Source organism: Streptomyces sp. SLBN-118, from assembly GCF_006715635.1.
In the GTDB taxonomy this organism is placed as follows: domain Bacteria; phylum Actinomycetota; class Actinomycetes; order Streptomycetales; family Streptomycetaceae; genus Streptomyces.
In genome coordinates this window covers 200252-214311 of record NZ_VFNP01000002.1, presented here as the reverse complement: position 1 = coordinate 214311, position 14060 = coordinate 200252, and the positions used below count along the sequence as shown (strand labels likewise).

The window sequence follows — 14060 nt, the reverse complement described above, 5'->3', positions numbered from 1 at the left end:
AATGCCTGAGTGTCGGTGCGTGACAGCCAGACACCCTTCGGATTCCGGATGCCTCCGGTCACGTTGCGCAGGACCCGCTCCTTGATCTGCGCCCCTACCCCCACCAGCGCATCCAGTGCCCGGAAGGCATTTGGCCACAGCGAAATCCCAGCTCCCACTTCACCGAACTCGGGGGCTTGTTCGAGCACCCGAACCTCCCAGCACCACCAGCGGCGCCGCCGTGCGGGCAGCGGTGGCGGACCTCCTGACAGCTGTCGGCATCCCGAATGCCGCACGGCGGGCGTCCGTCGTCGTTCAGGCCTCGACGGCGTCGTCTTCGATCGCCTGGTCGGCGCGGGGCAGCGCAGATCCCGGCCCTGATGCACTCCGCGCGGCGATCCGCGCCCTGCTCACATGACGGTCCGCGGGGCGAGAAGTAGCTGCGTTTCTCTGGAGACCTGGTAGAGCGTCAGTACACGTCGATTCCCGCGACATCCCGTCGCATCGCCGCGCGCCGCCGGCTTTGCCATTTCCTCCGGCGGAACCTCGGCACGGCGCGTCGATTCACCGCGCGTGAGATGGCACCGTGCGGGGGCATGAAAGACACCGGAAAATCCCTCGGATCGGTGCCCCCACGGCTGTTGCTGGCCAGCGCCACGATGCTGTTCGTCGAGTTGGCGCTGATCCGTTGGTCAGGTGCCAATGTCGTCCATCTCAGCTACTTCTCGAATTTCATTCTACTGGGCTCGTTCCTCGGCATCGGTCTGGGATTCCTGATTCCCGCGGCGCGCGGGCAGTGGCTGAAACGTCTGGCCCCCGTACCACTGGCCCTTCTCGTCGTCCTGGTACGCGAGTTCCCGGTCCAGGTGCGACAGGAAAGCGGCCAGGTCATCTATTTCACCTCCGTGGTGGCAACGGGCCTTCCGGCGTGGGTGACGCTGCCCGCCCTGTTCCTGCTGACCGCGCTCATCATGACCGCGATCGGGAAGATCACGGCGGATCTGTTCCGCCGGCTGCCGTCGCTGACCGCCTACCGGTACGACCTGCTCGGCAGCCTGGCGGGCTCCGTCTCCTTCGCACTGCTGTCCTGGCTCCGCGCTCCGTCGGTCGTGTGGGGCGTGCTCGCCGCCCTGGCAATGCTGGTCCTCGGCGGACGCCGGAACACCGTCCTGTACACGATCCCGCTGGCCGCGATGGTGGCTGCCCTCGCGCTCGAGTCCATGACGCCAGGTGTGTCCTGGTCGCCCTACTACAAGATCCAGGTCACGCACACGCGGTCCTACAGGATCTCCGCCAACGGCGTGCCGCATCAGAGCATCGCGCCGCTCCCGGTGCTGATGCGGCATACGCCGTACAGGCAGCCGTACGACGAGACCCCCGCCAACCCGCACAAACGCGTGCTCGTCATCGGAGCGGGGAACGGGAACGACGTAGCGGTCGCGCTGGCGCACGGAGCCGAGCGCGTGGATGCCGTCGAGATCGATCCCGGTCTGCAGCAGATCGGTGCCCAGCACCACCCCGCGAAGCCGTATTCCAACCCCAGGGTGCACGTGCACATCAACGACGGGCGGGCGTTCCTGGAACAGACCAGCGCTCGGTACGACCTCGTCGTCCTGGCGCTGCCCGACTCGCTGACACTCGTAGGGGGCGCGAGCAATCTCCGTTTGGAGAGCTATCTGTTCACCCGGCAGGCCTTCGAGGCAGCACGCAAGCATGTCGCCCCGCACGGCGCGTTCGCCATGTACAACTTCTACCGGCAGAGCTGGCTGATCGACCGGTTCGGCGGCAGCCTCACCGATGTGTACGGCCACGCGCCGTGCATGACGACGTTCAGCAAGAACTGGGCGGTTCTGGTGGCAGGCCGCACACCGGCGGACCAGTCCTGCGCGAAGGAGTGGCAGCCGAGCGGCGCCGTGCCTGCCGCCGTAACCGACGACCACCCGTTCCCCTACCTCCTTCACCGGACGATCCCCAGGCTCTACCTGGGGGCGCTGGGAGCGATCCTGCTGATGACGGTCCTGTCGGTGCGCCTCACCGGTGTGCGCATCCGGCGGACCGTCCGCTACACGGACATGTTCTTGATGGGCGCGGCGTTCATGCTGCTGGAAACGAAGAACGTGATCGGCTTCGCCCTCTATTTCGGTACGACGTGGCTGGTGAACGCCCTGGTGTTCATCGGCGTGCTCCTCGCAGTGCTGGCCGCCGTGGAAGTCCGGCGCCGTCTGGCATCGCCCAACCGGACGGTGCTCCAACTGCTGCTCTTCGCGTCGCTGGCCGTGGCCTGGCTCGTCCCCGCGCACCTGGTGCTGGCGCTGCCCGTCGCCCCACGGCTCGCGGCGGCGATCGCCCTGGCCTTCGCGCCGATCTTCTGCGCCAATCTCCTCTTCTCCGACCGCCTCGCGCTCGCCCCGGATCCCACAGCGGCCTTCGGTGCGAACCTGCTGGGCGCCCTCACCGGCGGCACGCTCGAATACCTCGCCCTGCTCACCGGGTATCAGGCGCTGCTGCTCGTGGTGGCCGTGCTGTACGCGGGCGCCTGCATCGCGATGCGGATCGGCGGCCGCCGCCCGGGGCCGCCCACGTCCCTTGAAGGGCACGTCGGCGACAACGTCACCGTCCGCGGCTGAAAGAAGCGGCGGCTGTAGCCGTCATCTCAGTAGGGAGGGGACTGGCGCGGCGGTTGACGTTCCGTTTCCAGTCCCCGCCGCTTCATCTGCTTGTGCGGCGCACGCCCAGCCGCCGCATAAGTCCGAGCGCGCCAGGGGCGCTCGAAGTCCACGGCCCCTCAGTGACCTGGGCCGGGGCGAGCTCGCCGCCGCTGCCATGGGCCGTCCTCCGACTGGATCATCCCAAGTGGCACACGCTATACCAGGCGCGCAGGGTTGCAGGTGCCCCCACGGCGTCCTCCTGCGGGGCCGCAAGGCTGCGAGGTTCGCGTCGGAGGTGTGCTGTGGCGGCCCCTGCAACGTCCAGCGTTGAGTGGACAAAAGGTGCGTGGAAACGTGCGCGTGACGCATGGGGCAGGGCCGCGCCGGCCATCGGCATCTATGCCGTGGTGCGCATGGCCGGCCTGGCTGTCATTGCAGCCTGCGCATGGGCAGGGGGCCGGCACCCACGCAAGCTGCTGGGGCTTTCGTATGACGCGGCCTGGTACGCGAGTGTGGCGCGAGACGGCTACGGCAGGGTCGTAAGGTCCCAGCTGGGCATCTCCCACACCGACCTTGCGTTCTTCCCGCTCTTCCCCGGTCTCGAAAGGGCTGCTTCCGCTGTCCTTCCGATCAGCCTCGTCAGCGCGGGACTCCTGGTCGCCTGGCTGTCAGCGGGTGCAGCATCCTGGGGTATCTACGCCGTCGGCGCCCATGTGTACGGCCGGCGGGTGGGCACGTGCCTTGTCATCCTCTGGGCCCTCTTGCCGCACGCAGTGGTGCAGACCATGGCGTACACCGAGTCGCTGATGACGGCCCTGGCAGCCTGGTCGCTCTACGCGGCACTCACCAACCGCTGGATATGGTCCGGCTGCCTGGCTCTGCTCGCGGGACTTGCTCGCCCCAATGGCGTAGCGGTCGCCGCGGCAGTCATCTGCACCGCCGTCGCCGCACTGTGGTCGCGGCCGCAGACCCGCAGAAACCCCCGGGTCTGGGCGGTGCTCCCGCTCGCACCACTTGGGTGGCTCGGGTACGTTGCCTGGGTGGGAATGCGCTCCGGCAACCCCCTGGGATATTTCGAGGTTCAGCGGGAGTGGGGGTCGCGGTTCGACTTCGGCCGCCATGCCATGGCCTTCACAGGACAGCTGATCTTCAAAGGGGGCAGGCTTTCCGAATACGTGGTGGCTGCCGTTCTGGCCGTGGCACTGATTGCTCTGGTACTGCTCATCCTCGACCGGCCGCCTCTGCCCCTCCTGGTGTACACCGGTGTCCTTGTGGTGATCGCCTTCGGCGGCGCCAACTACTTCGTCGTGAAGCCGCGCCTCCTCCTTCCGGCTTTCCCTCTGCTCCTCCCGGCGGCGATGGCGATGTCCAAAGCCAGGCTGCGGACCGGCGCAGTGCTGGGAGCCGGTCTCGCCGCGTTCTCGTTGACCTACGGCGTGTACCTCTTGATGTTTGCGCCCTCCGCGCCATGAGGCGAAGCGGATGTCAGCATGGCAGGAGGGCGTGATGGCCGCTGAACCGGGTGGAATGAGGGACGGACGGCCACGGGCCGCTCAGTGAGATCAACTTCCACTACGTACTTCTCAAGGCTGAGGAGGGCGGACCTCCGCTCGGCTTCGGCCTGGCTCACATCTGCGCCACGGCGGTGATCTCGTCGATTCTGAGCGGTCCCGTATAGCGTGCGCAGATCCATCGGGCCACTCCGCGGATCCTGGTCGTGGTCGAGTCGGCCAGCTCCCGGCAGGAGCCCGTACCAACCCGGCACCGTCAACACCATGGGCGAGGTCGGGCGATTGAGTCGCCCCGCTCCTGCCCGAGGGAGCCGGCGCCCCCGCCCGGGCAGCTGATGAACCACCACCACGCAACGACGTCGCCGGTCTTCAGGCCCCTCCATGGCCCGCGACGCCCTCCGTCGGTGTGCGCTCCGATGGGCGTGGCTGTCACCTTGGAAGGCCGACCCCTTGTCCCGTGTCACGTCGTCGAGTCGGGACGTTCCAGGAGTTCGTCCAGAGGTACGTTGGGGTCGGCGAGCCTGGCGGGGGCGATCTGGTGCCCGGAGACGACGAGGCTGCGGATCGGGTCCGTGACGTCCCAGACGTTGACGTTCATGCCGGCCAGTACCCGGCTCTCGGCGAGCCAGAAAGCGATGAATTCGCGGGTCTCGGGCCGACCGCGGAAGACCACCTGGTCGTATCCGCCGGGTTCGACGTACCCGGTGTACTCCATGCCCAGGTCGTACTGGTCTGTGAAGAAGTACGGAACGCGGTCGTAGGCCACGTCCTGGCCGAGCATCGTCTTGGCCGCGGTCTGGGGCTGGTTGAGGGCGTTGGCCCAGTGTTCGACGCGGATGTGCTTGTCGAGCAGCGGGTGGAAGGCGTTGGCGACGTCCCCGGCGGCGTAGACGTCCGGGTGTGAGGTGCGCAGGTGGGCGTCGACACGGATGCCGTTGTCGACGTCGAGGCCGGCGGCTGCGGCGAGCTGGGTGTTGGGGGTGATGCCGACACCGACGATGACCGCGTCGGCGTCGACGTGGCTGCCGTCGGCCAGCAGCACGCCGTTCGCCCGGCCATCAGCCCCGGTGATCTCAGCGACTTGGACACCGGAGCGCAGGTCGACTTCGTGGTCGGTGTGCAGGTCGGCGAAGATCTGGGCGACTTCGCGGCCCAGCACGCGCAGCAGGGGGAGTTGGGCTGACCCCAGCACCGTGACCTCCACACCCATCGCGCGAGCTGCGGCAGCCGTCTCCAGACCGATCCAGCCGGCGCCGATCACCGCGATGCGGGATGCGGACTCAAGGGATTCCTTGATGCGGTCGCTGTCGGCGAGCCGGCGCAGGTAATGGACCCCGTCGAGGCCGTCGCCGGGCACCGGCAGGGGGCGCGGTGAGGAGCCGGTGGTCAGGAGCAGCTTCGCGTAGCCGAGCCGGCTGCCGTCAGCGAGCGTCACTTCATGGCCGCTCGGGTCGATCGCCTCGACGGTGGCGCCCAGGCGCAGGTCGACGTCGTGCTCGGCGTACCACTGGGAGGGGTGGACGTAGACCGACTCACGCTCGTCCTTGCCCAGCAGGTAGCCCTTGGAGAGCGGCGGCCGTTCGTAAGGGCGCTCGCTCTCCTCTCCGAGCAGCACGACCGGGCCGTCGAAGCCCTCTGCCCGGAGGGTTTGTGCTGCCTTCGCACCAGCCAGGCCGGCTCCGATGATCACGAATGCTGTGTTCGCGGACATGTCCTCTCCTCTGCTGCGTTGGCTCTGCCCGCAGAACGATGCCGGTCCGCTCGCGAGTTGGTCCCCGCCAGCGTTGCATATGGCCAGTCCATCTCGGCGGTGGCGCTGCTGTACGGACGGTTGATCTGTGCCCGGTGTGTCTGCCGATCGGTGGTCGCAGGAGATAGCTACGCCGGGATCGTCCGTCGGCGGCCGGCTGCATCAGGCTGCGGCGCGCTTGGTGTGCAGTTCGGTATTCAGCTGCTCGAACAGCTCGTCGGCGGAGGCCGTGAACTTGCTGATGCCCTCGTCCTCCAGCACACGCACCACGTCGTCATACGACACTCCGACAGCCTCCAGGCCATCAAGTACCTGCTGGGCTGCCGCATAGGTGCCATGGATTGTGTCGCCTTGGACGCGGCCGCGGTCCGCAACCGCGCGCAGGGTCTGCTCCGGCATGGTGTTGACCACCTCTTTCGCCACCAGTTCGTCGACGTAGCGGGTGTCGTCGTAGGCGGGGTCCTTCACCCCGGTGGAGGCCCACAGAGGTCGTTGCGGGCGCATCCCGGCCGCCGCCAGGGCCTTCCATCGGTCTGACGCGCACGCCTGCTCGAAGTGCTGGTAGGCCAGGCGTGCGTTGGCGATCGCGGCCCGGCCGCGCAGGGCCCCCGCCTCCGGCGTGCCGATCTTGTCCAGTCGGCTGTCGACCTCGGTGTCCACCCGGCTGACGAAGAAGGAGGCCACCGACGCGATGGACGCCAGGTCACGTCCCGCTGCCTGTGCCCTGCCCACGCCGTCCAGGAAAGCGCGGAGCACTTGGTCGTAACGGTCCAGAGAGAAGATCAACGTCACGTTGATACTGATGCCCTCGGCGAGCGCCGTGCTGATCGCCTCCAGGCCCTGCTGCGTGGCGGGGATCTTCACGAACATGTTCGGCCGGTCCACCAGCCACCACAGGGCCCGTGCCTCGGCGATCGTTGCCGCCGTGTCGTGGGCGACTCGCGGGTCCACCTCGATCGAAACCCGGCCATCCACCCCGCCGCTGGCCTCGTACACCGGGCGCAGCACGTCGCAGGCCCAGCGCACGTCGAATGCGGTCAGCAACCTGATGGCTTCCTCGACCCTAATCCCGCGCCGGGCAAGATCGTCTACCTGCTCGTCGTAGCGGGCACCCGAGCGGATCGCCTTGGCAAAGATCGTCGGGTTGCTGGTGATGCCCACTACCTGCTGTTCACGCACCAAGTCGGCCAGGCCGCCACTGGCGAGCCGCTCCCGGCTCAAATCATCCAGCCAGATCGCTACGCCTTCTGCGGCCAGCCGGTCCAGGTTCTCACTCATGATCTTCTCCCTTGCGTCGCTTCGGGCAGGGCACTCACACACCCGGGAGGCCGGCGACCACACCGGCGATTTGATGCCGGGCGGGTGCGTACTGCGTTCGGGGCTGTCGAGGCCGCCACGGCAACGCGTGCGGGTGAGCCGACTGCGGGGCCCACCCGCCTCGTCACCTTCTGTGGCTGCTGCCTGTCGTTAGTGAGAGGGCCGCTTGCCGTGGTAGTGCTGGGCGAGCCGGGCGAGGGCGACCGCGCCGAGCAGGAGTCCGAAGTCGCGCAGCGCGATGTCGTAGTAGCCGGGGATGGTCAGCAGATTGACGATGATGCCGGCGAGCCATCCGGCGACCAGCCAGCCGCCGAAGCGCGGGGTGAGAGCGACGACAAGGCCCGCGACGATCTCGATGACTCCCACGGCGTACATGGCTGCCTGGGCGCTGCCGGGAACGATGTCGTTGATCCATGGCGCGAGGTAGGTGGGCCAGTCGACGAGCAGGTTGGCGAACTTGTCCAGCCCGAACAGGATCGGCGCCACGGTGAAGCCGGTACGCAGGATGACGAACGCCTGGTAGCCGGGTTCGGTGAGCACGGCCCGCCGGGGTGTGGCGGACGTGGTGGTTGTGGTTGCGGACGACATGACGCCCTTCTTTCTATCGACAACTTTCACTAACGATAGAAGCGCGGAATTTCTCTTTAGTCAATGGCTGCTGGTTTTACACTGGTGTTCATGGACCACCCCAAAGAAGCAGCACGACCCGATGTCTCCGCCGTCGCCGCTCTCGACGAGCCGACCCGCAGGAGGCTCTACAACCACGTCGTGCGCCAGCAGGGGCCGGTCAGCCGCGACGAAGCCGCCGAGGCCCTGGGCCTCGCCCGGCAGACCGCGGCCTTCCACCTGGACCGCCTGGCCGACGAATCGCTGCTCGACGTCGTCTACGAGCGGCGCAGCGGCCGGACCGGTCCGGGTGCCGGCCGGCCCGCCAAGCTCTACAAGCGCTCCACCAAGCAGGTCACCGTCAGCCTGCCCGAGCGGCACTACGAACTGGCCGGACGGCTCCTCGCCCAGGCCCTGGAGGAATCCGAAGCCACGGGCGAACCGGTGCGGACCGCCCTGCACCGAAAGGCCCGAGAGCTGGGCACACAGCTCGCCGAAGGCAAGACGGGTGTCTTCGACCTGCTGGAAGGGAACGGTTTCGAACCCCGCTGTGAAGGTGATGCGATCGTCCTGGGCAACTGCCCCTTCCACGCGCTTGCACGCGAACACACCCAGACCGTGTGCGGCATGAACCTCCACCTGCTCCGAGGCGTGCTGGAAGGGCTCGACGAAGACGGGCTCCAGGCATGCCTGGAGCCCAGCCCCGGTCACTGCTGTGTCCGCCTGCACCCGGCTTCCTCACCGTCCGGGACCGCACGGCCCTCCTGAGGCGTACCACGACGCCGTCCATGGCGTTCTCGCGCCAGGACCGCTTCCAGCGCTCTACTGATCGCACACTGACTCGCAGGTTTTCGCGATAGCCGTGTTCTTCTCACCCGCCTCGAAGCCCTCGACGGCCGGCATGCGTATCCGTTCTCGCCGCCTGTTCATGGGGCCTGAGCCCTCCCCGTTGCCCGTACCGCAGGGGCCGGCACAGCGCGACACGCTCCGTGATTGGTTCTGTAAGTGAGATCGAGGAACGTTTGGCGACGGTTTTGGGTAGCACTTAGCGATCACAGAGCCCGGAAATGTCGATGAGAACCAGCAACACTGCGGACGCGTGTGAGCCCTTCCCTGCGCCGTGATGGTGGCCGGCCTCCCTGCATCAGGGCAGGCTGCGCCCATCGTTGGCCAGGGGTTGGACGGAGTTGCTGGTCAGGCTGCTGGCGCGAGGGTGACGTCGCGGCCGAGGACCTTGAGCTGGCGGACCAGGTCGTGGGTCCGGCGGGTGGGATCGACGAGGGATCTTCACGCTGGCGAGGCGTCCCGTCAGAGACATGGTGGACTGTTTCTGATCCGGCTGTTTACCTCTGGTGTGTTCATGTGCAGTAGGGGATGGCGTTGAGGTTCTTGATGTGGCGTGCGGGGGCCCAGCCGCGTGGGTTCTGGCCGAGTTTGTACCAGATGTTGTTGCCCTTGACCCATTGGCCTTTGGCCTTGCAGTCGATCGTGATGGTCTGGCCGGGGCGGAGGTTGCCGGCCTCGGCGGAGTGGCTGGTGGGTTGTGTGCGGGCCTTCAGGGACTTCCTGGAGACGACTTTGCCGCGGCCGACGGTGATGCTGTGGCACTTGGGAATGTGCTGCCAGTAGCAGGCGGCCTGGACCAGTCCGTAGCGGTAGTCCGTGCCGGTGCCGGAGATGCGCAGGGAGTCCCGGCCGAGTGTGGCCAGGATGTCGTTGGTGGTTCCCCGGCAGTGCCCGGAGGTCAGGCACAGCGCGATGGTGCCCGAGGCGAAGGGTGTGGCCATGCTCGTGCCGGAGAGGTAGGCGTATTCCGGCAGGAAGAAGCCGTTGGGGTGAGTGGGCCCGGTGGAGAGGATGTCTGTGCCGGGGGCGGCGATGTCCACCCACGTCGCTCCGTAGTTGGAGAAGTCGGCCCGTTGGTTGAACACTGTGGTGGCGGCGACGCCGATCGCTTCCGGGTAGGCCGCCGGATACTGCGGCTGATTCGTACTCTCGTTGCCTGCGGCGGCCGACACGGTGACTCCCGCCCGAGTGGCCACCCGGACGGCTTCGTGCAGCGCCGGGCTGCTGACTGGTGAAGTCAGGCTCATATTGGCGACACGGATGTTCTTCGCCTTGGCGTTCCGGGTGACCCAGTCCAAGCCTGCGACAAGATCGGAGAAGTCTGCAGTGCCGTCGTCACCGAGGACTTTGACGTTCCACAGTTTGGTGCCGGGGGCGGTGCCTTCCACGCCGATGCCGTTGTTGAGCGCCTGGATGATCCCCGCGACGTGTGTCCCGTGGCCGAGGAGGTCGTCCGCGGTGGGGGCGTCGGAGAAGTTGACGCTGCCGGCCACCCGAAGGTCCGGGTGGTTGAAGTCGACACCGGAGTCCAGCTCGGCCACCCCGACCCGGGCGGGTGCGGGCACGGTGAACCCCTTGTCGGCGCCTCCCACGGTTCCGATCCGGAACGGGCCCCACTGCCCGGCCAGCAGCGGGTCGCCCGCATACCGCACACCCCCGCTGCCCGGCGTGCCCGACAGTTTCCGCCGCGCCCGGGGTGCGGCACCCTTGAGGGGCTTGGGCAGGGACACCTTCTGGTCGCGTTCGACCGAAGCAACGCGCGGGTCGGCGCGGATGGCCTGGATCTGCGTGGCGGTCGCCTCCAGGGCATAGCCCTTCAGGGCGTTCCCGCCCGCGGCGGCGTTGTACACATGCCGCACCCGGCCCTTACCCTCGCTCTGCGCGTGCTGGTTGGCGACCGCGCCCGGATCGGCCACGGAGTCTTTCAGCACCACGATCCACCGCTCCACCGCCGCAGCGTCCGCGGCGGGCACAGCCCGCGCACGGCCGGGAACGGCGGTCGTGGCAATGACCGCTGACAGCACGGCACAAGCGACCGCACCGGAACGCAACGAGAGACAACGCGGCAGTCCCACCAGTTCCTCCAGCATCCAGCACCGAAGATCGACAGGATGGGACGGTAGGAGCAGCACAGCGGGTCAGGCAGGCGCCTCGCCGGGCCGGTCTCACCGGGCCGGGAAGAATCCGCCGATCAGCCCAGGCCGGCGACACCGGGGCATCGGCGCCGGGCCCACGCCCTCTCGGAGTGCTGGGGAACCGACGAAATGCAGGTGGTGACGGGCTGACGAAATGCCGAGGTGATCGCCTGAGCTGGCAGCGGTGGCGCTACTCTCCACGACCAACTGCGTCCGGAATGGCCGACGACGGCGGCCTGCGGTTCAGCGAGCCCGGCGGGCGAGTGGATGTTGAAGCTCCCTGCTCGCGCCTGCGCAGAGCGGTCTTAGAAGCCGTATCTCTACCGATCTTGGAACCTGCAAGTCGAACGGAGTTCCTGGTTGGGTGATCTTCCGCCCGTACGCGCATGAAGGCAGGGCCCCTTGGTAGCTCGGAGGTACGAACCGAACCGAGCAGTACCAGGAGGCCCTGTTGTCGCAGTTGTACGCGCCCGAGCCCGTTCACTTCAACTCGCCCGCCGTGTCGTGCGATTGCCTCGCGCACGTGGCCTCGTCGACTGGTGCCGGAACAAACTCGCCCTGACCTTGGAGATCGTCAAGCGCACCGACGACATGACAGGGTTCGTGGTGCTCCCCAGACGCTGGGTAGCAGAGCGCACGTTCGCGTGGCTGATGAACTCCCGCCGTCTGGCCCGTGATTACGAGACCCTGCCCGCCACCAGCGAAGCGGTGATCCGGTGGTCGATGGTCACGCGGACGGGCCGGCGTCTGGCGCGGCCACGGGCCGCCGGCCGGCGCTGAACATCCCCGACGTCTCCTGCAGGAGCCACCCGCGCTCCGCCAGGCGCCTGGCCTTCGAGCGTACCCCCTCGACCTTCGCCGGCGTCGTCGGAAGACCCAGCCCCACCGCGATCTCCTTGGCCTTCGCCGGTCCCCTGCCCGCTGACCGCCGCTCCTCCAGCACGTCCAGAATCCGCTGGTAGTCCTGCGTCAGCACCGTCACCGGCACCCGTCCCGCCACTGCGGCACCATCGAGCCCGGCACCGGTGCAGCCAAAGGCGCTGTTGCCCGCTCGGACTCGGTCGGGGGCTCGGTCACGGCAGTCGCCTCGGCCGCCGAGGCGGCCAACGCCTCGACCAGTTCCTCCCGCGCGATCACCCGCCGGTCCAGCTCGATCTCCGCGGCCTCCAACACCTCAGCCAACCGCGCGACTTCCTCCCGCAACCCCTCCACCCGAACCCGGGCAGCCACCTCCCGCTCCTCCAGCATTCCCAGCACCGACGCCACCGCGCACCCCTCGGTCATGAAGCGGACACAAGACGCCGCATGCCTCCCTCACCCCGAGCAAAACCATGCCTGACCAGTAGGAATCAAGGGATCACGTTCGGTTGAGATACGGCTTCTGAGAAGTTGCTTCTGGGCTTGCAAGACAAATCCCGCTTCGATGAGACCCAGCAGGCCCGGTTGTTCCTCAGCCCTCATCGCTGCATTTGGCCGGCCGAACTCGCCTTGTGGCCCCAGCTGGCCGGCTTCGAACTGGAGACCAGGCATGCGGACTGGGCCGGCGCCACATTCACCGCCGAATCGCGTTCGCACGTCTCCGTCTACCCATTCCCGCCAACGCGGTAGCTCCGCATGGCCGGGATGGATGCCACTGGCCTTGCCCTGTGCGCGTGGTGGTGAGGCAGGGCCGTATCACCACGTGGTGTAACCAAGGTGCCCCCGGCGGCTGTTGGAATTGTGTGACGAAAACCAATAAGCATGCCGGGGACACCGTGTCCCTGGTCTACCAGTGCCGCCTGCCGCTGTCCACGCGCACCGTGAACCACCTCGCCGATCTGCTGCGCGGCCACCTGAGGTTGATACGGTCCAGGTGGCGGGCACTGTCGGCCGGGGAGGATCGCGACCATCGTGCTGGCCGTGCTGCGGCACGATCAGCGCCTGGCCGACATGGCCGGCGGCGAGGAACTTCACTTCAGCGGCGCGCTCGCGGCCGTGGAACGCGGCTACACCGTGCTGGTCTTCGACGGCCCCGGACAGCCCGGGCCGCGGCACCGCGAGGGCCTGGTCTTCCGCCCCGACTGGGAGAACGTCATCACTCCCGTGGTGGACTTCGCGGAAACCCTCCCCGAGGTCGACAACGGCCGTATCGCGCTGCTCGGTTCCAGCATGGGCGGCATCCTCGCGCCGCGGTCCGCTGCCTTCGAGCACCGGCTCGCCGCGCTGATCGCCGTCGACGGCGTCTACGACCTCGGCCAGATATCCGTCCGCAACATCCCGGGCGACCGCAAGGCGGCCGAACAGTTCCTGCGTGCGCAGTCCGCCCCCGAACTCGATGCCTCATTCGAGCAGATCATGGCCAACGACGCGACTGCACGCTGGGCGATCAACCACGGCATGTACGTCATGGGCGTCGACACCCCCCGCGCCTTCAGCGCCTCCTACCTCGACTACACCCTCGACAACGGCATCGCCGAACAGATTCAGTGCCCCACCCTCGTCTGCGACGCCGCCGAGGATGAATTCTTCAAGGGCCAGCCCGAGCAGCTCTACGACCACCTCACCTGCCCCAAGACCTTCATGGTGTTCACCGCCGAAGAAGGCGCCGGCGCCCACTGCCACCCCGGAGCCATGCGCCTTTCCCTTGCCCGCATCTATGACTGGCTCGACGACACCTTCGCCACGACAGCCTGAATTCCCGGGCCGCCAGGCACCGCCACGAATCCCGTCTCACTCGAATCTGCACGTAAGGAACTCTCATGACCCGCACCGGCATCAAGGCCGCACTCACCGACCTGCTTCTCAATGACGAGATCACCCTGGACGAGGCCGCCGACCGCCACTTCACCCCCGACTACCGCCAGCGCACGGACGGCGAGTGGGCCGACCGAACCCAGTTCCTCGACCACATCGCCCACCTGCGCACGCTCGTCGCCGGCGGCGAAGTCGAAGTGCACGAGGAGCTGTACGACGGCAACAAGTACGCCGACCGGCACACCTGCCACATCACGAAGAAGGACGGCTCGACCGTCAGCATGGAGGTCTACGTCTTCGCCGACGTCGCCCCCGACGGCCGCTTCCAACGCATCGAGGAGGCCACCCTGATGCTCAAGGGCTCCGACGCCGACCGCAACCTCGGCAGCGCCCGCTGAATGGGTCGCGGCGCGTGATGCAGTGAGTCAGTGCAGGTCCACCTGGAAGGCGCGACGGTGGTCGGTCCCGGGGGCCTTTCCTGGCAGGCCCCAGATCATGGGATAGATCAGCACGTGGCGGCCGGCTGCCGGTCGCT

Annotated in this window: 12 protein-coding genes and 2 pseudogenes; 8 read left to right on the top strand and 6 right to left on the bottom strand. The window is 67.7% G+C overall.

Annotated features, from left to right (window positions below):
- Positions 1-575: 575 nt before the first annotated feature.
- On the top strand, positions 576-2606 hold the full coding sequence (locus FBY35_RS19440; RefSeq protein WP_142215295.1) for a spermidine synthase: 2031 nt from the start codon (positions 576-578) through the stop codon (positions 2604-2606).
- Positions 2607-3040: 434 nt separating this feature from the next.
- Entirely contained in the window at positions 3041-4099 is a 1059-nt protein-coding gene (locus tag FBY35_RS19435) for a hypothetical protein (RefSeq protein ID WP_260848733.1), read from the top strand.
- Between the two features lie 499 nt (positions 4100-4598).
- Here FBY35_RS19435 and FBY35_RS19430 read toward each other — a convergent pair whose 3' ends face one another.
- The 3 genes from FBY35_RS19430 to FBY35_RS19420 form a co-directional block, all read right to left on the bottom strand.
- Positions 4599-5849 (bottom strand): NAD(P)/FAD-dependent oxidoreductase, encoded by a 1251-nt coding sequence (locus FBY35_RS19430; RefSeq protein ID WP_142215294.1) that lies wholly within the window; start codon positions 5847-5849, stop codon positions 4599-4601.
- Positions 5850-6050: 201 nt separating this feature from the next.
- The gene (tal, locus tag FBY35_RS19425; protein WP_142215293.1) at positions 6051-7166 is read right to left on the bottom strand and encodes a transaldolase; all 1116 of its coding nucleotides are present in this window, start codon (positions 7164-7166) and stop codon (positions 6051-6053) included.
- A 189-nt stretch (positions 7167-7355) separates the two neighbouring features.
- Positions 7356-7793 (bottom strand): hypothetical protein, encoded by a 438-nt coding sequence (locus tag FBY35_RS19420; protein ID WP_142215292.1) that lies wholly within the window; start codon positions 7791-7793, stop codon positions 7356-7358.
- Positions 7794-7877: 84 nt separating this feature from the next.
- Between FBY35_RS19420 and FBY35_RS19415 the strand changes: the two genes are divergently transcribed.
- The gene (locus FBY35_RS19415; protein ID WP_260848934.1) at positions 7878-8579 is read left to right on the top strand and encodes a metalloregulator ArsR/SmtB family transcription factor; all 702 of its coding nucleotides are present in this window, start codon (positions 7878-7880) and stop codon (positions 8577-8579) included.
- A gap of 590 nt (positions 8580-9169) precedes the next feature.
- On the opposite strand, the gene FBY35_RS19410 is transcribed toward FBY35_RS19415, so the two are convergent.
- Positions 9170-10681 (bottom strand): S8 family serine peptidase, encoded by a 1512-nt coding sequence (locus FBY35_RS19410; protein ID WP_160159293.1) that lies wholly within the window; start codon positions 10679-10681, stop codon positions 9170-9172.
- A 615-nt stretch (positions 10682-11296) separates the two neighbouring features.
- On the opposite strand from FBY35_RS19410, the gene FBY35_RS19405 reads away from it, so the two are divergent.
- Positions 11297-11572 (top strand): transposase, encoded by a 276-nt coding sequence (locus FBY35_RS19405; protein ID WP_399208475.1) that lies wholly within the window; start codon positions 11297-11299, stop codon positions 11570-11572.
- Here the strand turns inward: FBY35_RS19405 and FBY35_RS37770 are convergent.
- The gene (locus FBY35_RS37770; protein WP_313904731.1) at positions 11520-11774 is read right to left on the bottom strand and encodes a hypothetical protein; all 255 of its coding nucleotides are present in this window, start codon (positions 11772-11774) and stop codon (positions 11520-11522) included. The genes FBY35_RS19405 and FBY35_RS37770 overlap by 53 nt on opposite strands.
- Positions 11771-12076: a hypothetical protein gene (locus FBY35_RS37765; protein WP_313904682.1), complete on the bottom strand. Its 306-nt coding sequence runs from the start codon at positions 12074-12076 to the stop codon at positions 11771-11773. The genes FBY35_RS37770 and FBY35_RS37765 overlap by 4 nt, the downstream gene beginning before the upstream one ends.
- Before the next feature lie 132 nt (positions 12077-12208).
- Between FBY35_RS37765 and FBY35_RS37290 the strand changes: the two are divergent.
- The 4 genes and pseudogenes from FBY35_RS37290 to FBY35_RS19380 form a co-directional block, all read left to right on the top strand.
- Positions 12209-12400: pseudogene (locus FBY35_RS37290) on the top strand (SAM-dependent methyltransferase); the annotation flags it as partial.
- A gap of 152 nt (positions 12401-12552) precedes the next feature.
- Positions 12553-12701: pseudogene (locus FBY35_RS38080) on the top strand (IS5/IS1182 family transposase); the annotation flags it as partial.
- A gap of 20 nt (positions 12702-12721) precedes the next feature.
- Complete coding sequence (locus FBY35_RS19385) at positions 12722-13465, top strand: alpha/beta hydrolase family protein (protein WP_399209454.1); 744 nt, start codon at positions 12722-12724, stop codon at positions 13463-13465.
- A 65-nt stretch (positions 13466-13530) separates the two neighbouring features.
- Positions 13531-13923, top strand: coding sequence for a nuclear transport factor 2 family protein (locus tag FBY35_RS19380; protein ID WP_142215289.1), 393 nt, complete (start codon positions 13531-13533; stop codon positions 13921-13923).
- Positions 13924-14060: the final 137 nt, after the last annotated feature.

Excerpts from the sequence above, each read along its gene's own strand:
- FBY35_RS19420 (WP_142215292.1), bottom strand. The coding sequence starts at position 7,793 with ATGTCGTCCGCAACCACAACCACCACGTCCGCCACACCCCGGCGGGCC.
- FBY35_RS19380 (WP_142215289.1), top strand. The coding sequence starts at position 13,531 with ATGACCCGCACCGGCATCAAGGCCGCACTCACCGACCTGCTTCTCAAT.
- tal (WP_142215293.1), bottom strand. The coding sequence starts at position 7,166 with ATGAGTGAGAACCTGGACCGGCTGGCCGCAGAAGGCGTAGCGATCTGG.
- FBY35_RS37765 (WP_313904682.1), bottom strand. The coding sequence starts at position 12,076 with ATGACCGAGGGGTGCGCGGTGGCGTCGGTGCTGGGAATGCTGGAGGAG.
- FBY35_RS19385 (WP_399209454.1), top strand. The coding sequence starts at position 12,722 with ATGGCCGGCGGCGAGGAACTTCACTTCAGCGGCGCGCTCGCGGCCGTG.
- FBY35_RS19440 (WP_142215295.1), top strand. The coding sequence starts at position 576 with ATGAAAGACACCGGAAAATCCCTCGGATCGGTGCCCCCACGGCTGTTG.
- FBY35_RS19435 (WP_260848733.1), top strand. The coding sequence starts at position 3,041 with ATGGCCGGCCTGGCTGTCATTGCAGCCTGCGCATGGGCAGGGGGCCGG.
- FBY35_RS19430 (WP_142215294.1), bottom strand. The coding sequence starts at position 5,849 with ATGTCCGCGAACACAGCATTCGTGATCATCGGAGCCGGCCTGGCTGGT.